The 15,862-nt window shown below is 70.6% G+C and carries 20 protein-coding genes and 1 pseudogene; 14 read left to right on the top strand and 7 right to left on the bottom strand.

Features of this window, described 5'->3' with window-relative positions; all coding sequences use genetic code 11:
• Positions 1 to 16: 16 nt before the first annotated feature.
• Complete coding sequence (gene trxA / locus OWR29_RS43305; protein ID WP_251797047.1) at positions 17 to 379, bottom strand: thioredoxin; 363 nt, start codon at positions 377 to 379, stop codon at positions 17 to 19.
• A gap of 454 nt (positions 380 to 833) precedes the next feature.
• Here trxA and OWR29_RS43310 point away from each other — a divergent pair, with 454 nt between their 5' ends.
• The 7 genes from OWR29_RS43310 to OWR29_RS43340 all read left to right on the top strand — a co-directional run bounded on the left by OWR29_RS43310 (position 834) and on the right by OWR29_RS43340 (position 5,916).
• On the top strand, positions 834 to 1,466 hold the full coding sequence (locus OWR29_RS43310) for a TrmH family RNA methyltransferase (protein ID WP_267569464.1): 633 nt from the start codon (positions 834 to 836) through the stop codon (positions 1,464 to 1,466).
• A gap of 82 nt (positions 1,467 to 1,548) precedes the next feature.
• Positions 1,549 to 2,226: a DUF6758 family protein gene (locus OWR29_RS43315; protein WP_324291310.1), complete on the top strand. Its 678-nt coding sequence runs from the start codon at positions 1,549 to 1,551 to the stop codon at positions 2,224 to 2,226.
• A gap of 116 nt (positions 2,227 to 2,342) precedes the next feature.
• Entirely contained in the window at positions 2,343 to 2,501 is a 159-nt protein-coding gene (locus OWR29_RS43320; RefSeq protein WP_166661190.1) for a hypothetical protein, read from the top strand.
• A gap of 9 nt (positions 2,502 to 2,510) precedes the next feature.
• Positions 2,511 to 3,398: a PH domain-containing protein gene (locus OWR29_RS43325; protein WP_267569465.1), complete on the top strand. Its 888-nt coding sequence runs from the start codon at positions 2,511 to 2,513 to the stop codon at positions 3,396 to 3,398.
• 72 nt (positions 3,399 to 3,470) lie between these two features.
• Positions 3,471 to 4,325: a PHP domain-containing protein gene (locus OWR29_RS43330; protein WP_267569466.1), complete on the top strand. Its 855-nt coding sequence runs from the start codon at positions 3,471 to 3,473 to the stop codon at positions 4,323 to 4,325.
• A 52-nt stretch (positions 4,326 to 4,377) separates the two neighbouring features.
• Complete coding sequence (locus OWR29_RS43335) at positions 4,378 to 4,995, top strand: MarC family protein (protein WP_267569467.1); 618 nt, start codon at positions 4,378 to 4,380, stop codon at positions 4,993 to 4,995.
• 90 nt (positions 4,996 to 5,085) lie between these two features.
• A complete protein-coding gene (locus tag OWR29_RS43340; protein ID WP_267569546.1) occupies positions 5,086 to 5,916 on the top strand; it encodes a RecB family exonuclease in 831 nt (276 codons plus the stop codon).
• A gap of 431 nt (positions 5,917 to 6,347) precedes the next feature.
• Here OWR29_RS43340 and OWR29_RS43345 read toward each other — a convergent pair whose 3' ends face one another.
• The gene (locus tag OWR29_RS43345) at positions 6,348 to 7,208 is read right to left on the bottom strand and encodes an oxygenase MpaB family protein (RefSeq protein ID WP_267569468.1); all 861 of its coding nucleotides are present in this window, start codon (positions 7,206 to 7,208) and stop codon (positions 6,348 to 6,350) included.
• A gap of 151 nt (positions 7,209 to 7,359) precedes the next feature.
• The gene (locus tag OWR29_RS43350) at positions 7,360 to 7,791 is read right to left on the bottom strand and encodes a Fur family transcriptional regulator (protein ID WP_267569469.1); all 432 of its coding nucleotides are present in this window, start codon (positions 7,789 to 7,791) and stop codon (positions 7,360 to 7,362) included.
• 193 nt (positions 7,792 to 7,984) lie between these two features.
• On the opposite strand from OWR29_RS43350, the gene OWR29_RS43355 reads away from it, so the two are divergent.
• On the top strand, positions 7,985 to 8,461 hold the full coding sequence (locus OWR29_RS43355; protein WP_267569470.1) for a DUF2231 domain-containing protein: 477 nt from the start codon (positions 7,985 to 7,987) through the stop codon (positions 8,459 to 8,461).
• Positions 8,462 to 8,525: 64 nt separating this feature from the next.
• Here OWR29_RS43355 and OWR29_RS43360 read toward each other — a convergent pair whose 3' ends face one another.
• Positions 8,526 to 8,849 carry a translation initiation factor 2 gene (locus OWR29_RS43360; protein ID WP_267569471.1) on the bottom strand — a complete coding sequence of 108 codons (324 nt, stop codon included), beginning with the start codon at positions 8,847 to 8,849 and terminating at the stop codon, positions 8,526 to 8,528.
• Positions 8,850 to 8,913: 64 nt separating this feature from the next.
• Here OWR29_RS43360 and OWR29_RS43365 point away from each other — a divergent pair, with 64 nt between their 5' ends.
• On the top strand, positions 8,914 to 9,090 hold the full coding sequence (locus OWR29_RS43365; RefSeq protein ID WP_267569472.1) for a hypothetical protein: 177 nt from the start codon (positions 8,914 to 8,916) through the stop codon (positions 9,088 to 9,090).
• 27 nt (positions 9,091 to 9,117) lie between these two features.
• On the opposite strand, the gene OWR29_RS43370 is transcribed toward OWR29_RS43365, so the two are convergent.
• Positions 9,118 to 9,645: a hypothetical protein gene (locus tag OWR29_RS43370; RefSeq protein WP_267569473.1), complete on the bottom strand. Its 528-nt coding sequence runs from the start codon at positions 9,643 to 9,645 to the stop codon at positions 9,118 to 9,120.
• Between the two features lie 221 nt (positions 9,646 to 9,866).
• Between OWR29_RS43370 and OWR29_RS43375 the strand changes: the two genes are divergently transcribed.
• The gene (locus OWR29_RS43375) at positions 9,867 to 10,061 is read left to right on the top strand and encodes a hypothetical protein (RefSeq protein WP_267569553.1); all 195 of its coding nucleotides are present in this window, start codon (positions 9,867 to 9,869) and stop codon (positions 10,059 to 10,061) included.
• A gap of 62 nt (positions 10,062 to 10,123) precedes the next feature.
• On the opposite strand, the pseudogene OWR29_RS43380 reads toward OWR29_RS43375, so the two are convergent.
• Together OWR29_RS43380 and OWR29_RS43385 are read right to left on the bottom strand one after the other, a co-directional pair.
• Positions 10,124 to 10,246: pseudogene (locus OWR29_RS43380) on the bottom strand (FmdB family zinc ribbon protein); the annotation flags it as partial.
• Between the two features lie 89 nt (positions 10,247 to 10,335).
• Positions 10,336 to 10,944, bottom strand: coding sequence for a 5-formyltetrahydrofolate cyclo-ligase (locus OWR29_RS43385; protein WP_267569474.1), 609 nt, complete (start codon positions 10,942 to 10,944; stop codon positions 10,336 to 10,338).
• Positions 10,945 to 11,026: 82 nt separating this feature from the next.
• Between OWR29_RS43385 and OWR29_RS43390 the strand changes: the two genes are divergently transcribed.
• Genes OWR29_RS43390 through OWR29_RS43405 form a run of 4 tightly spaced genes read left to right on the top strand, consistent with a single transcriptional unit; the run spans position 11,027 to position 15,821 of the window.
• Entirely contained in the window at positions 11,027 to 12,946 is a 1,920-nt protein-coding gene (locus OWR29_RS43390) for a sensor domain-containing diguanylate cyclase (protein WP_267569475.1), read from the top strand.
• Between the two features lie 48 nt (positions 12,947 to 12,994).
• Positions 12,995 to 13,903 (top strand): UTP--glucose-1-phosphate uridylyltransferase, encoded by a 909-nt coding sequence (locus OWR29_RS43395; RefSeq protein WP_267569476.1) that lies wholly within the window; start codon positions 12,995 to 12,997, stop codon positions 13,901 to 13,903.
• A complete protein-coding gene (locus OWR29_RS43400; protein ID WP_267569477.1) occupies positions 13,900 to 15,204 on the top strand; it encodes a molybdopterin molybdotransferase MoeA in 1,305 nt (434 codons plus the stop codon). Before OWR29_RS43395 ends, OWR29_RS43400 begins: the two co-directional genes overlap by 4 nt.
• Complete coding sequence (locus tag OWR29_RS43405; protein WP_267569478.1) at positions 15,201 to 15,821, top strand: GNAT family N-acetyltransferase; 621 nt, start codon at positions 15,201 to 15,203, stop codon at positions 15,819 to 15,821. Before OWR29_RS43400 ends, OWR29_RS43405 begins: the two co-directional genes overlap by 4 nt.
• Positions 15,822 to 15,862: the final 41 nt, after the last annotated feature.

Below are 15,862 nucleotides of genomic sequence, written 5' to 3' on the forward strand. Positions count from 1 at the left end.
GGAAAAACTTGGGTGATCAGTGGCTGTGGGCGGCCAGCTGCTGACGGACGTCGTCCATGTCCAGCTTCTCGACCTGCTCGATCAGGTTCTCCAGGGCGGACTCGGGAAGAGCGCCCGGCTGGGAGAAGACGATCACGCCGTCGCGGATCGCCATGATCGTGGGGATCGAGCGGATGTCGAACTTCGCGGCCAGAGCCTGCTCGGCCTCGGTGTCGACCTTGCCGAAGGTGATGTCGGTGTGCTTCTCGGAAGACCGCTCGTAGGTCGGAGCGAAGCGGACGCACGGCCCGCACCAGCTCGCCCAGAAGTCGACCAGGACGATGCCGTCCTTGCCGGTGACCTCATCGAAGTTCTCAGCGGTCAGCGCAGTCGTCGCCATGATGTCTCCGTCCACGGGAATTTGGCATTCGTGCGGTGAAACCCCTAGTTCCCTCCAGCCATTCCCGGTGGGAGCCCGGACGACACGTGGTCTGGAGCACCAAATCGGGACGCGGTGTGGGCTTGGGACAACTCATCGTAACGATTAGTGAGGAGAGCGCTCACCGTATCGAGCCAACTTGTGATGCCCGTTTTGCAGCTGGTAATCCGGACATGGCGGGAACGGTCGCCCGGTACGCCGCTGACCTCGGAGATCCTTCTCGCCGTACGTAATAGGAAGGATTGTTAAATGTGAACTGTGTCACAGGTGAGGAACCTTCACATGGATACGCAGGGTGAGGCAGACTCTGCTGCATCAAAGCGTGGGCGGCGGGCGCCGGGGAGGGCCCCGCCGCTCATTGCGTCTCCACCCTCTTCTCGTGGCCGCCGCGCCCGGTTGGGTAGCGTAACCGCCCATGATTGCCGCCGAGGACGAGTCCGCCGAGGTCGGTGTGGGCCCCTGGACGGGCGAGCGCCCCGACGACCCCCGCTACGACCCTGAGCTGCTGGCCGAGGGCGATCGGCGCAACGTCGTCGACCGTTACCGCTACTGGCGCCGCGAGGCCGTCGTCGCCGATCTGGACACCCGCCGGCACGAGTTCCACGTGGCCATCGAGAACTGGCAGCACGATTTCAACATCGGCACGGTGGTGCGTAACGCCAACGCCTTCCTGGCCGCCGAGGTGCACATCGTCGGGCTCCGGCGGTGGAACCGGCGTGGAGCCATGGTCACCGACCGTTACCAGCACGTGCGTCACCACTCCACGATCGAAGAGTTCGTGGCCTGGGCGGCCGAGTCGGACCTGCCGGTGATCGGCATCGACAACCTGCCGGGCTCCAAGCCGATGGAGACGGTCACTCTTCCGAGGCGCTGCGTGCTGCTCTTCGGGCAGGAGGGCCCCGGGCTGTCGTCGCCGGCTCGGGCGGCGTGCGCCGAGCTGTTCTCGATTGCCCAGTACGGGTCGACCCGCTCGATCAACGCCGGGGTTGCCAGCGGCATCGCCATGCACGCCTGGATACGCGCGCACGCGGGACCCCCGCCCGGGTGAATCTCGCTCATACGCCCGGGTTCTGCGGATTCGCTTGACGCGGCCTGCCGGGGGACGCACGGTAAGAGGCGTGGGTGTCACAGTGAGTTGCCCCAGATGCGGTGCACAGGTGCGCAAGCCCGACCTGATGCACACCGACTGGCGCTGTGACAACTGCGGCGAGGTGCCACCTTTCCACGTGGCCGAGCACATCAACGCCGACATCGTCGAGAGCATGCTGCTCCGCCAGGCCGGCTCGGCCGAGAAGACCCCGTTCTGGTGCCCGTGGCCGTTGCCCACCGGGTGGATGGTCACCGGCGTCGGCTGGGCGGGGGACGACCGTACGGGTGTACGCGCGACAGCCATCGCCTGCAGCGGCCCCGACCCGCTCGGCGGCGGCCCGGCCGACGTCGTGCTGATCGCCGAGCAACCGGGCGTCGGGCTGGGCACCAGATTCGGCGGGATTCCCGGCATCGACCCAGGTCACCTCATCGCCGACGCGCTCACCTCGGCCAACGGCCACCCTGGACCGCACGCCAAGATCCGGGCCGGCGGGCACCCCACTCCACTGTGGTGCGTCAAGTCCCCGGAAGATCGAAGCGCGTACGTGAGTGAGGCGAAAGGAATGTGGCTCTATGCGGTAGCGTGGCCGGCAAGCGCGGGCTACTTCCTCGCGGAGCACGTCGTCCTGCACGACCTCTGCGAGGGGGTTCCGTCCGAGCTCGTGTACGGAGCGCCGTCGCCGTACCTGCAGGGCAAGACCAGCCAAGTTGGCCCCTGACCTGCGGATATGGAATCGGCTTTTCGGCCACATTGTTCACACCGAGCGACGAAGCTGATACCGTCAGTACTGCCGCGGCGCTGACCGTCACCCGCACCCACAGGAGAAGGCCCGCCATGATCAAGAAGGTTCTGACCTGGCTTGGTATCGCGTTCTTGATCTTTTTCATCGCCTTCAACCCGAACTCGGCGGCATCGGTCTTCGAGTCCCTCGGAGGCACGATCGCCGATATTGCCCGGGGCTTCGGCACGTTCTTCACGAACCTGGTCGCTTAGCATTCCCACATGGGTGGTCCAGCTGAGCCGCACGAGCCTCGAGGCGAGGGCGCCGGGCGCCCTCGGGACGACGACGAGAATTTCGGGTTCACCGACCCGGCGTTCGATGAGGACCTCGACTACGCGCGGCGGCGTCGCGCCTATGCGGACGGTCCCGGTTTCTCGCCTGATGCCGGCTACTCACCCGACGCGGGCTACTCCGAGAACGCCGGTTACGCGCGCAGCACCGCCTATCGCGACGATGCCGTCTACGACGACGGCGGCGACGAGTACGAGGCGCCCGTCTTCACCGAGGAAGAGCTCGAAGGCCTGGGCCCCGAGGGTGGCGGCGGCCCGCGCCGGGTGCTGCCGCTCGAGGACGAACCGACCACTCTGGTCGCCCGCTATCTGTTCCCCACCGAGCGCTACCGCGGTGAGTGGAAGAGGCACTGGATCCACCTCTCGACCCCGTTGGGCATCGGCGCCGGCGCCACTCTCGCGCTGGGCTACCTGGCCGGCTTCCTGACCCGGCAAGACATCAACGGTCTGGTGACGGTGGCCGTGCTGATCTGGCTGGCCGTGATCAGCTGGGTCGCCTGGAAGGTCTTCGACTGGTACTTCGACCGCTTCATTCTGACCAACAAGCGCGTCATGGTCGTCAACGGCATCATCACCCGCCGGGTGGCCATGATGCCGCTGCTGCGGGTCACCGACATGAAGTACGAGCAGTCCGCGCTCGGCCGCCTGCTGAGCTACGGCACGTTCGTTCTCGAGTCGGCCGGTCAGGACCAGGCGCTCCGTGAGGTCAAGCACCTGCCCAACCCCAACGAGCTCTACCTGCGCGTGGTCGAAGAGATGTACGAGCCGCAGGCGGTCGAGGCGCGTCTGGGCAAGGACACCGACGGCGACGACGCCTGATCTTCCGGCTGTGACGAAGGGATCGCGCCGGGGAGGCGGCAGGGTGTGGCCTCGGGCCGGTAGCGTTTTGCGGTGACCCGAATCGACCTGCACTGCCACTCCACGGCCAGCGACGGCACGTTCACGCCCGCCGAGCTGGTCCGGGCCGGTGCGGCGGCCGGGCTCGACGTCATGGCGATCACCGATCACGACACCACCGGCGGCTGGCAGGCGGCGGCGCAGGCCCGGCCCGACGGGCTGCGGCTGGTGCGCGGGGCCGAGCTGTCGTGCCGCTGGCTGGGGGCCGAGCAGTGGCCGATCGCGCTGCACATGCTGGCCTACCTTTTCGACCCGGACGAGCCACGCCTCGCCGCCGACCTGGCCCGCATGCGCGTCGACCGGGAGCAGCGGGCCGAGAAGATCGTGGCCAAGCTGGCCGCCGACGGGGTGCCGATCACCTGGGGCGAGGTGCACGGCTACGCCGCCGGGGGGTCGGTCGGGCGGCCGCACATCGCCCAGGCGCTGATCAGGGCCGGGCTGGTGCGGACGACCAACGAGGCGTTCGCCTCGAGGTGGCTGGGTGCTCGTTACTTCGTACCGAAATCGGACCTTGACGTTTTCGAAGCCGTGCGAGCGGTTCGGGCCGCGGGTGGGGTGACCGTTTTCGCCCATCCGCGAGCGACGGTTCGGGGGCGCGTGGTGCCCGACGAGCTGATCATTCAGCTGGCCGACGCGGGGCTGTTCGGGCTCGAGGCCGATCATGAGGATCACTCACCGGCCGAGCGGGCGCACGTGCGTGAACTCGCCGAGGATCTGGGACTCGTGGTCACCGGGTCGTCCGACTTTCACGGCACGCACAAGACGGTGCAGCTCGGCGACTATCTGACCGACCCCGAGGCGTACGAGAAAATCGTCTCGGCCGCGACCGGAGTGCCGGTGCTGGGGTGACGCTGGACGCATCGAACTGCGTCCGGGCGGGCTCGACCCCTAACGTGATCGGGTGAATCTGAAGCTGCTCGGCGAAGTCTTCGTGACCTTGCTGGTGATCGTCGACCCGCCCGGCATGGTGCCGGTGTTCCTGGCGCTGACCGGGACGATGGACGGGCGCGCCCGGATGAAGGCGGGCACCCAGGCGGTGCTGCTCGCGCTCGGTGTGATCATCGGCTTCGCGGTGGCCGGGCAGACGCTGCTCGACTATCTGCACGTGGAGCTGCCGGCCCTGCAGGGCGCGGGCGGTCTGCTGCTCATCCTGGTCGCGTTGCAGCTGCTCACGGGCAAAGCCGACGAGCCGTCGGACCAGGGCGGCACCAGCAACGTGGCCCTGGTGCCGATCGGCACGCCGCTGCTGGCCGGGCCGGGCGCGATCGTGGCGACCATGCTGTTCGTGCGCCGGGCCGAGGGAGCGGACGAATACCTGATCATCGGCGTCGGCATTCTGCTGGTCATGCTGACCGTGTGGCTGGTGCTGCGGTTCTCCGGCGGCATCGTGAAGCTGCTGCGCCCGGCCGGCATCGAGGTGCTGACGCGAATCGCCGGCCTGCTGCTGGCGGCCATCGCGGTGCAGCTGATCGCGGACGCTATCGATGCTTTCGTCCAGCTGTATCTGGCTCAGGGCTGACGCGTTTCTGTCGTACCCGGCTGGCAGGATTGTCCTGTGCCCTCCACCAGACCCCCCAGTGTGGTTCCCGAGCAGCTCGGCTTCGCCGGCATGCCCGAGCGGCTCTTCGTGTGCACGCCCAGCAAGCTCGGGGCGTTCGCCGACTGTCCTCGGCGCTACCGCTACTCATATGTCGACCGGCCGGCTCCGCCCAAGGGTCCGCCGTGGGCACACAACTCGCTGGGCGCGAGCGTCCACACCGCCCTGAAGAACTGGTATGCGGTGCCGGCCGACAGCCGCGATGAGTCGGCGCTGCCCCGGCTGCTGAAAGCGACTTGGGTACGCGAGGGCTACCGTGACGTCGACCAGGAGCGCACGACGTACCGGGCGGCCCTGCGCTGGCTCGAGACCTACGTGCACGGCCTCGACCCGGCCGACGAGCCGCTGGGCGTCGAACGGGTGGTCGCCACCAAGACGGCGGTGCTGGCCTTCAACGGCCGGGCCGACCGCATCGACGCCCGCCGCGGCCCCGACGGTCCCGAGGCGGTGATCGTCGACTACAAGACCGGCCGCTCCGGGCTCGACGCCGGCGACGCTCGCGGTTCGCAGGCTCTGGCCCTCTACGCGTACGCGGCCTCGCGCGTCTTCCGCCGTCCGAGCTACCGCGTCGAGCTGCACCACCTGCCCACCGCGACGGTTGTCTCGCACGAGCACACCGAAGAGTCGCTGGCCCGCCAGGTCCGCCGGGCGGAACAGACGGCCCGCGACATCATGGCCGCCGAAAAGGCCGTGGCATCCGGCGCCGACCCCGACGCCGAGTTCCCGACCAATCCGGGGGCGCTCTGCTCGTGGTGCGACTTCCGCAAGTCGTGCCCCACCGGCCAGGACGTCCCGGCCAAAGACCCGTGGACGGCGGTGGAACACCTGACCGCCACCGCCTGAGTGCAGACCGGCTCGGCCTGGCCCGTTGGGCCGCTCGCCGGTCGGCGCCAGCGTGGCCCGGTTCGGCCTGGCCGTTGGGCTCTTCGCCGGCGGGCCCCAGTGTGGCCTGGTTCGGGCTGGCCTGTTGGGCTCTTCGCCGGTCAGCGCCAGCGTGGCCCGGTTCGGTCTGCCCGCTGGGCTGGTCGGCTCGGCTCGGGCAGTTGGGCTGCCCGGTGTCGGCGTGCTCGGGTGGGCCAGCTGTCCGTGACGCCAGCGCGGGCCAGGGCGGCTCGGCTGGCCCGCTGGGCTGGTCGGCTCGGCTGGGGCAGTTCAGCTGGTCGGCTCGCGTAGATGGGCTGCCCGATGTCGGCGTGCTCGGGTGGGCTAGCTGTGGGTGGCGCCGGCGCAGGCCAGGCGGCTTGGCGCATCGGTGGGGTGCGGTATCGGGTGGGCTAGCTGTCGGTGACTCCGGCGCGGGCCAGGGCGGCCTGGCGCATGGGGGCGGTGCGGTACTTGCGAGGCAGGGTGTTGAGCACTGTGGCCAGCAGCAGGCGGATGCCACGGACTGATAGGTCGGCGGTTACGTCGGTGGTGGGCCAGCCGAGGCCGCCGTAGAGGCGCCGGGCCCAGGGCGGCAGCAGGCCGATCGCGGTGCTGGCGACGCCGAGGTACGCCCATCGGGCCGGGCCCAGTGTGAGGCTCAGCCGTAGGGCACGGTTGCCGAAAAAGTCGGGCACCGGGGGCACGGTGAGGAAGGCGGCCGTCTCGGCGCCGTCGCGGGTGAGGGTCAGCTCGGGGCGCATGGCCTCGTAGTAGGCCTCGACCTCGGCGGCCGTGGCGGGCACCGTCGACGGGTCCAGGCCGACCAGCTCGGCCGCTCGGAGCTGCTCGGTGTAGTACTGGTCGACCTCGTCGGGGGTCAGCTTCAGCCCGGCCCGGGTCGCGGTGGTGAGGAACGACTCGACCTCGGCCACGTGCACCCAGCGCAGCAGGTCCGGCTCGTCGATGCGGAACGTCTCGCCCGTGCGCGGGTCGGTGGCGGTCATGCGCGAATGCAGCCGGCGCAGGCGGCTCGAGGCCCGCTCGACCTCTTCGGTGGTGCCGTAGATGACCGTGCCCACGTAGTCCGAGGTCCTGTTGAGGCGGCCCCACGGGTCGGCCCGGAATCCCGAGTTCTGCGCGACGCCGGCCACGGCCCTGGGGTGCAGCGCCTGCAGGTAGAGCGAGCGCAGGCCGCCGAGCAGGAGGATCGGTTCGCTGTGCAGCTTCCAGGTGACCGAATCCGGCCCGAACAACCCGACGTCGACGCTCATGCCTTCCACAGTGCCACGCCCGGCGCCCAAAGTTGAACTCGTTCAGTTTATTTTCGGCCCGCTCGCAGTCGCGAGTCGGATGCACCTCCGCCAAACGACCGCGGCGCGGCGGGCGGCGCTGGGGTGTCGGCGGCTCTGGGTGCTGGGCGGGTCAGGCGGAGTCGGTGGCTCGGCGGGCCTGGCACGCGGGACAGAGGCCCCAGAAGGTCACCTCGGCCTCGTCCAGTTCGAAGCCGTGTGACGTGGCCGGGGTCAGGCAGGGGCGGTCGCCGACCGTGCAGTCGACGTCGGCTATCTCGCCGCAGCCGCGGCAGACGATGTGGTGGTGGTTGTCGCCCACGCGGGCCTCGTAGCGGGCGGGGCTGCCGGCCGGTTCCAGGCGGCGGGCCAGGCCGGCGCGGGACAGGGCGCCCAGCACGTCGTACACGGCCTGGGTCGAGACCGAGTCGAGGCGGGTGCGGGCCCGGCGGGCGATTTCGTCGACCTCGAGGTGGCCGCCCTCGGTGAGGATGTCGAGCACGGCGAGGCGCGGCTTGGTGACCCGCAGGCCGTGCTCGCGCAGCAAGTTTTCGCCGGTGGACATTGCTCAATGACAACACGGTTCGTCCGAAACCCCAACCGCTTGATCGTCTGAGAGGCTGGTCGGACGCCAGTTGGTCAAGATCGGCCAAAGCGGTGAACCGGGACCGGCCGGCAGGCGTACGCGGAGGCAGGGCAATGCTTGCGTCGTCAGATACTTCTAAGCTGGCGGCTTGACCTGATCATGAGGAGGCGTCGTGTTCGACCAGATCAACGGCCTGCCGGTGCACGCGCTCGTGCTGCACGCGGCGGTCGTTTTCGTCCCGTTGCTCGCGCTGGGGGCGGTGGTCTACGCGCTGGTGCCCCGCTGGCGGCCCCGGATGGGCTGGGCGCTCGGCCTGCTGGCGATCATCGCGCCGGTGACCGCCTTCGTGACGATGGCCTCGGGCACGAAGCTCTACAACCGCCTGCTCGACCAGGGGATGAGCGGCCCCGGCAAGGAGATTCTCGACGACCACATGGGCTTCGGCACGCTGACGGCCTGGTTCACGCTCGCGCTGGGCGTGGTGAGCCTCGTGATGGTGGCCCTGACGTGGCGACGTGGCAGCACCCGCCTCCCCCTCCCGGGCGAACTCGGCGGCGCCGTGGCGTTGATCGTCCTGGCCGCGGTCTCGGGCTACTTCGTCTTCAAGACCGGCGACTCCGGCGCCACCGCCGTGTGGGGCACCTACTGAACCCCGGACCAAACGAACGCCCCGGAGTGCTGCCACTCCGGGGCGTTCGCCGTTGAAGCGCCGGTCAGAAGAGGAGGCGGACGCACAGCAGGCACATCAGGATCAGGGCGATGGCGCCGGCCACCAGGCCTACGCCGTAGGTGACCGTGCGGGCCGAGCCCTCGGAGTCGTCGAGGTCGTCCATGTCTTGCGGGGGCAGGCTGCGCGGCGGGGGCGGGGTGGCGATCGTGGGGGGACGCCAGTTGGCCGACGGGGGTGGGGTGCGTGGCGGTCCGGGGTACGTGGGACCGGGCGGCGGGCCAGGCTCCGGCTCCCCGGCGGGCCCGGCGGAGTGAGGATCCGGTCGCTGCCAGTACGCGTCGTCCGGGACGCCGGTGGGGGTGGTCACGTTCACCGACGGTACAGCCGCAGGGGGAAGACTTGGGCAGCGGCGCGGGCCTACCCTCGTAGGCGTGGACATCCTGGATGAGCCCGAGCGCGACAGCGACGCCGAGCGCGAGGTCGACTTCGAATCGGAAGAGGCGGCCGTCCTGCCCGACCAGACCCGCGACGACACCGAGCGGGGCTGGGGCGAGCGGTCGTACGACAATGACGACCGCCTGCTGGAGGACCGCCCGCCGCACTGGTGAGCGCCGGTCATGACCGCGGCCCTGCGCTCAGCCGGGGCGGATCAGCACGGTGAAGCTCTGGCCGGGAGCGGCGACGGCGCGTTGAGCCTCGGTGGGGGAGAGCGCCAGCAACAGACCGCCGGCCGTCGGGTCGTCGGGCGAGGTCACCTGCAGGACCAGGGCCGACTGGGCCACCGGCTCGGTGCTGCCGTCGGCGTCGTCGAGGCGTAGCAGGTCGACCCGGTTGCCCGGCTCGACCAGGGCCAGAGCGGCCGGATCGGACAGGCGGACGGGAACGCCCATGCTGCCGCTGGGGATCGATGGGGACGCCGCCGGAGCCGAAGGGGCTGCGGCGGGGACCGTGTAGGCCGGCGGGTCGCACGTCGGTGGGGGCGACCACGACACCAGAGCGGCGGCCCCCAGCAGGATCGCGACTACTGCGAGGCGTAGCAGCAGGCCGCGGGCCGGTGGGCGCCAGCGCACGGGATCGAGACGACCGTCGCCGCCGTCGCGGCTCGGCGATCCCGGCGCCGGGGGCAGGGCCGAGCCCAGCCGGGCCGAGCTGGATCTGCCCATGGTCCTGCCCCTTCCGCTCTGGCGTCGCGGTCTGGCGGCGCCGGACGAGACGCTAGGCGTTCGGCGAGGTCGCCCGCCGGAGCCCTGTGGATAGAGCGGAAATGTGGATAACCGCGTCGCACGCCCGCGATCTGCTAGGGGAGGCGGCGCGGGCTGAAGCACGACAAACCGCGCCGGGCCGGTGGCCGGGCGCGGTTCGTGGGGTGGGTCAGGAGGCGGAGGTGGCCTTCGCGCTGCTTCCCGAGCTCGAGGACGACGACGTGGACGTAGACGTCGAAGTCGACGACGAGGAAGACGAGGTCGAGGACGACTCGCTGGATGAAGAGGACGTCGACGTCGCGTCGCTCTTCTTGGCGGTCTCGTTGCTTCCGGACTTTTCGGCGCTCACGTTGCCGGAGCGGGAGTCGTTCCGGTAGAAGCCCGAGCCCTTGAAGACGATGCCGACCGAGTTGAAGACCTTGCGGAGCTTGCCGGCGCAATTCGGGCACTCGGTGAGCGCCGGGTCGGAGAACGACTGCACGGCTTCGAGCTGGTGTCCGCACTCGGTGCAGGCGTACTGGTAGGTAGGCACGGCTCCTCCGGATTCGTCGGCTGCTGGCACTCGCCAACTCCGAGTGCCAATGTTGCGCCATCGGAGGTCATTTCGTCCACTCGGCCCGGCGTCTGAGCGCTCACACCCGTCGGCGGGAATCAGCGGGCGGCAAAAACGGTCAGGCCGCCGCCGGGGGTGATTACCGCATGGACCGGGCGGTCGTGCGGCTCGGCCGGCACCGCGTCGACCAGTTCGCCGTCGTGCAGCAGCGCCACCACCAGCGGTCCTCCTGATTCCGGCAGTCGCGCCAGCGCCCGGTCGTACGAGCCACCCCCGCGGCCGAGGCGGAGGCCGCGCCGATCGACCGCGAGAGCCGGCACGAGAACGACGTCGGCCGTGGCGACCGCCGACACGCCCAGCCGAGGTCCGGCGGGTTCCAGCAGGCCACGGGGCCCGGCGGCCAGCTCCGAGGAGTAGTCGGCCCACTCCAGGTCGCCGTCCGGGAGCAGCACCGGCAGCAGTACCCGCGCCTGTGCGGCCAGCGCCGCCAGCAGCGACGAGCCGCCCGGTTCGGAGCCGATCGGGACGTACGACGCCACCACGGCCGCCCCCTCCCGGCGTACGAGGGAAAGGGTTTGACCCTGAATCTGTGCGGCGGCCGCCGCTAGCTCGTTGGACGAGAGAGAGCGACGGGAAGTGAGGAGCCGATTGCGGAGTGCGATCTTGGCGGACCGAGATTCTTCCGCTTCACCGGTTAAATCGGACATGGAACACCCCCCTTGTGAAAAGCGGCAAACGGTGCACACTATGTCAGCATCGCTCCGAAATGGGCCACCACCGGGAGGATGCGTGACGCTACGGGGCCGTCTGACCACCGCGTTTTTGGTGGTCGTGCTCGGCCCGGTCCTGCTCGGGGCCATTTTCGTCGCCGTCACGGTCGCCGCGGTGAACCGGGATCGGAGCGCCGAGCGGCTTGACCATGCCACGGCCACGGTCCGCACCGGCATCGCGGCCACCTGCCGGCAACTGCAGGCCGCGGCCGACGCGGTGGCGGTGGTGCCCGCGCGGGACCGATCGGCGGTGGCCGACCAGCTGATCGCTCGCGGTCTGGCCACCAAGATCCAGATGGACGCTCCGGCCGGCGGACAGGACTGCGCCCACCCGGCCGACGGGCCCGTCACCGCGATCGCGGCCCGCTCGGTCACCGGCGACCTCACCGTCACCGCGGGTCAGACGGTCGATCAGGACTTCCTCGAACGCTTGTCGGCGGCTGCCGGCGCGCGAGTCGCGCTGACCGGCCGGGACGGGGGCCGGGTGCTGACGCCCGAGCCCGGCCAGCCCCTTCCTCTCACCCTCACGGTTCCCCAGAACAAACCGATTTTCCTGTACGTCGTACTGCTCGCCGTGGTTCTGTCGGTGGCCGTCGTCGCCGTGCTGGTCGCCCGCGGGCTGGCCCACTCGACCACCCGTCCGCTCGGCGAGCTGGCCTGGGCGGCCGGCCGGGTGGCCGACGGCGATCTGAACACGCGCGTCCCCATCCCGCACCCCGACGAGCTGGGCCGCCTGGCCGCCAGCTTCAACCGGATGACCCGGGAGCTGCAGGCCTACGTCCAGGCCCTGACCGCGAGCCGGGATCAGCTGCGCGGCCACCTCGCGATCCTCGGCGAGACCCTTTCCAGTACGCATGACCTGCACCGGATCCTGCAGGTCATCCTGCGGACGGCGCTGGCCGCCACCGGGGCCCGGGCCGGCCTGGTGCTGCTCATCGACCGCCCCGCCGGGCAGCTGGTCGCGCAGTGCGGCATCGGCCTGGCCGGTCGCTGGGACGTGCCCGACAGCGAGCTGCCCCAGCAGCGCCTGCCGCTCGGTGAGGGCGTGCTGGGCGGGGTCGCCGCGACCGGTGAACCGCGTCGTGGCCAGGGCGAACTCGCCTCGGCCGAGCCGCCCTGCCTGTCCTATGTGGCGGTGCCGATCTGCGCCCCGGGCATTCCCGAGGAGCCCGGCGACCCGGCGCCCTTCCCCGAGACGCTGGGTGTGCTGGCCCTCTACGACCGGGTGGGCGGCGACCGGTTCGACGACTCCGACCTCAGCACGCTGCGCACTTTCGCCGGTCAGGCCGGGGTGGCCGTACACAATGTCCGGCTGCACGAGGAGGCGCAGCGGCTCTCGCTCACCGACCCGCTGACCGGGCTCTGGAACTACCGCTACCTGCACGAGTCGCTGCGCCGCGAGGTGGAGCGGGCCAGCCGCTTCGGGCGCATGCTGGCCGTGCTGGTGCTTGACCTCGACCACTTCAAGGACGTCAACGACACGTACGGGCACGCGGCCGGGGACGCGGTGCTGGGCGAGTTCGCCCGCCGCATCCGGGTCGGCCTGCGCGAGGTGGACGTGGCCTTCCGGCAGGGCGGTGAGGAGTTCGTGGTGCTGCTGCCCGAGACCGACGCGTACGGCGGAGCCATAGTCGCCGAACGTCTGGGCGCCGCCGTCCGCGACCACCCGGTGAGCTTCGACGGCCTCACAGTGCCGATCAGCGTCTCCATCGGAGTGGCGGTCTATCCGGAGCACGGTGAGAATTCACCGCAGGTGCTCGCGGCGGCCGACCGAGCCCTGTATGCGGCCAAAAACGCCGGACGCGACACATATCGGTTGGCCGAGCCCGCGGATGTGACGAAGTCGGGGGTTTCGCCAGGTGATCATGGTGGAGATTGTGATCCCGCGCCGGCCGTGCCCAGCGGGCCACGACCGCCGCAACACAGGCGTGGCCGATAGTCTCGCGGCATAGCACGGGCACGACTGAGCGAAGGTGCGGTGACCTGGATGACCTCGAACGCGCACGAGTCCGGCCGGCGGGCGGTGAAGGCTGTCATCCCGGCGGCCGGCCTGGCGACCCGGTTCCTGCCGGCCACCAAGGCCGTGCCCAAGGAACTGCTGCCGGTCGTCGACCGGCCCGTGCTGCAGTACATCGTCGAGGAAGCGGCCGCCGCCGGCATCACCGACGTCCTGCTGGTCACCGGCCGGGGCAAGACGTCGATGGTCGACCACTTCGACCGCCGGCCCGACGTCGAGGACAGGCTCGAGAAGAAGGGCGACCACGAGCGGCTGGCCGCCGTACGCCGGACGAGCGAACTGGCCGACATCTACACCGTCCGCCAGGGCGAGGCGCTGGGCCTGGGCCACGCGGTGGGCACCGCTGCATCACACATCGGCGACCAGCCCTTCGCCGTGCTGCTCGGCGACGAGTTCGTCGAGCCGGACAAGCCACTGCTGCCCGACATGATCGATCTCCAGGCCCGTACGGGGGGAATTGTTCTGGCCCTGGGCGAGGTGAAGCCTGAAGAGACGTCGCGCTACGGCATCGCTGCCGTCTCGGCCGAGAACGACGGCGTGGTCGAGGTGACCGGGCTCGTCGAGAAGCCCGCCCCCGAGGAAGCGCCGAGCAACCTGGCCGTCCTGGGCCGCTACATCCTGCCGGCGAGCATCTTCGAGGCCATCAAGGACACCAAGCCCGGCAGCGGCGGCGAGATCCAGCTGACCGACGCCATGGCCCAGCTGCTGGCCGACGGCGTTCCCGTGCACGCCATCGTCTACCGCGGCCACCGCTACGACACCGGCATGCCGCTGGGCTACCTGCAGACGGTCGTGATGCTGGCGGCCAAGCGCGACGACCTGGGCGAGGAGTTCCGGAGCTGGCTGGCCGAGTTCGTCGCCGGCGGTGCGAGGGGATGACGGCCACGGCCGATGCCGAGGCGGCCGCCAACGAGCTGAAGCCTCTCGCCGAATACCTGGGCAGCGTGCTGCGCAGGCTCCGGGCGCTGCCTCCGCTCGACCTCGACCTCACCCAGGCCCACGGCAACGTGCTGGCCAACGACGTGCTGGCGCCGCACCCCTACCCGGCCTTCGACCAGGCCGCGATCGACGGGTACGCGGCCCGCTGGGAAGACCTGTCCGGAGCCGGACGAGTCGGATCGCATCCGTCCCGGGGGTTCGAGGGCGGGCGGCCGGTGCGGCTCAACGTCGTAGGCGACCTCGGCGCGGCCAGCTGGCGGCCGGTGCGCATCAACCCCGGCACCTGCTTCTCGGTGGCCGCGGGGGCGCCGCTGCCGATCGGCGCCGACGTGGTCGTCCCCGTGCACTGGACCGATCAGGGCATGGCCGCGGTCGAGATCCTGCACGCGCCGAAGCGTGGTTCGGGCGTACGCCGGGCCGGTGACGAAATAGCGTCCGGGCAGGTGCTGGCGCCGGCCGGGGCCTACGTCACGCCGCCCATGGTGGCCACCTTCGCCGCCTCCGGCATCGGGCACGTCGTGGTGCGGCCCAGCCCCCGCGTCGTGGTCGTGGCCACCGGCGACGAACTGGTCGACGTGGGCCGGCCCAGCCAGCCCGGGCAGGTGGTCGACGCCAACTCGCACGCGCTGACGGCCGCCGCGGTCGAAGCGGGCGCCCTGGCGTACCGGATCGGCATCTGCGACGACGACCCGGAAGGCCTGCGCGGCCTGCTGGAGGACCAGACCCTGCGGGCCGACCTGATCATCACCACCGGCGGCACCGGCACCGGCCCGGGCGACATGCTGCGGCGGGTGCTCTCCCGCCGCGACCCGGGCCGGGGCACCGTGGAGTTCACCGACGTCGCGCTCTGCCCGGGCACCACGCTGGGCTTCGGCACCGTCGGCGGCGAAGAGGTGCCGGTCGTGTGCCTGCCCGGCGAGCCCGGGGCCGCACTCATCGGCTTCGAAGTGCTCGCCCGCCCGGTCATCCAGCTGCTGGCCGGGGCCGAACCGGTGTTCCGGCCCAGCGTCAAGGCCCACCTGCTCGAGACGGTGTCGTCGCCCGGCGGCCTGCGCGAGTTCCGGCCGGCCCACGTGGCGGAGCGGCGCGGCGGCGGACATACGGTGCAACCGCTGGCCGGCGGGCCGTACACTCTCTCCGGCCTGGCCGAGGCCAACGGACTGCTGGTGCTCGGCGAACGGGTCACCACGGCGGCCGCCGGCTCGACCGTTGACGTGCTGTTACTCGACCGGAGGCGATGATGCTGGGGTCCACACCCGGATGGCCCGCCGTGCTGGCGGACGGTCCGGTGGTGTTGCGGCCCTACAAGCGGGGTGACGGCCGGGCCTGGTCCGAGGTGCGCATCGCGAACCAGAAGTGGCTCGCCCCCTGGGAATCGGCGCCGCCCGGTCCCTGGTCCGAGATGAACTCCACGCGCGCCTACAGCTACGTCTACCAGGACATGCGGCGGTCGGCCCGGCGCGGCGAAAGCATGCCCTTCGCGGTCTGCTACAACGACCAGCTGGTCGGCCACCTCAACCTGGGCAACATCGTGCGACGGGCCTTCAGTTCGGCGTACGCGGGATACTGGGTCGACCATCGGGTGGCCGGCCGTGGCGTCATCCCGACCGCCCTCGCGCTCGCCGTCGATCACGCCTTCGGCCCCGGCGGCCTGCACCGCATCGAGGTCAACATCCGGCCCGAGAACCACCCGTCCCGCCGCGTGGTCGAGAAGCTGGGCTTCCGCGAGGAGGCGTACCACCAGCGCTACATGCACATCGACGGCACTTGGCGCGATCATCTTGGATATGCCCTGACCAGCGAGGAAATCGCGGCCGAGGGCGGCCTGATGGCCCGGTGGCGGCGCGTGCGGGCCTGACCCCCGTTGTGCCGAATGATCCTTACGCCCGACACGCCCGG

This window comes from Paractinoplanes pyxinae (genome assembly GCF_026626335.1).
GTDB lineage: Bacteria > Actinomycetota > Actinomycetes > Mycobacteriales > Micromonosporaceae > Actinoplanes > Actinoplanes pyxinae.

What these genes read in the sequence shown, in the direction of transcription:
- OWR29_RS43340 (WP_267569546.1), top strand. Translation starts at nt 5,086, where the DNA reads ATGCCCGAGCGGCTCTTCGTGTGCACGCCCAGCAAGCTCGGGGCGTTC.
- OWR29_RS43310 (WP_267569464.1), top strand. Translation starts at nt 834, where the DNA reads ATGATTGCCGCCGAGGACGAGTCCGCCGAGGTCGGTGTGGGCCCCTGG.
- OWR29_RS43395 (WP_267569476.1), top strand. Translation starts at nt 12,995, where the DNA reads ATGACCTCGAACGCGCACGAGTCCGGCCGGCGGGCGGTGAAGGCTGTC.
- trxA (WP_251797047.1), bottom strand. Translation starts at nt 379, where the DNA reads ATGGCGACGACTGCGCTGACCGCTGAGAACTTCGATGAGGTCACCGGC.
- OWR29_RS43345 (WP_267569468.1), bottom strand. Translation starts at nt 7,208, where the DNA reads ATGAGCGTCGACGTCGGGTTGTTCGGGCCGGATTCGGTCACCTGGAAG.
- OWR29_RS43370 (WP_267569473.1), bottom strand. Translation starts at nt 9,645, where the DNA reads ATGGGCAGATCCAGCTCGGCCCGGCTGGGCTCGGCCCTGCCCCCGGCG.
- OWR29_RS43405 (WP_267569478.1), top strand. Translation starts at nt 15,201, where the DNA reads ATGATGCTGGGGTCCACACCCGGATGGCCCGCCGTGCTGGCGGACGGT.
- OWR29_RS43320 (WP_166661190.1), top strand. Translation starts at nt 2,343, where the DNA reads ATGATCAAGAAGGTTCTGACCTGGCTTGGTATCGCGTTCTTGATCTTT.
- OWR29_RS43400 (WP_267569477.1), top strand. Translation starts at nt 13,900, where the DNA reads ATGACGGCCACGGCCGATGCCGAGGCGGCCGCCAACGAGCTGAAGCCT.
- OWR29_RS43325 (WP_267569465.1), top strand. Translation starts at nt 2,511, where the DNA reads ATGGGTGGTCCAGCTGAGCCGCACGAGCCTCGAGGCGAGGGCGCCGGG.
- OWR29_RS43385 (WP_267569474.1), bottom strand. Translation starts at nt 10,944, where the DNA reads ATGTCCGATTTAACCGGTGAAGCGGAAGAATCTCGGTCCGCCAAGATC.
- OWR29_RS43350 (WP_267569469.1), bottom strand. Translation starts at nt 7,791, where the DNA reads ATGTCCACCGGCGAAAACTTGCTGCGCGAGCACGGCCTGCGGGTCACC.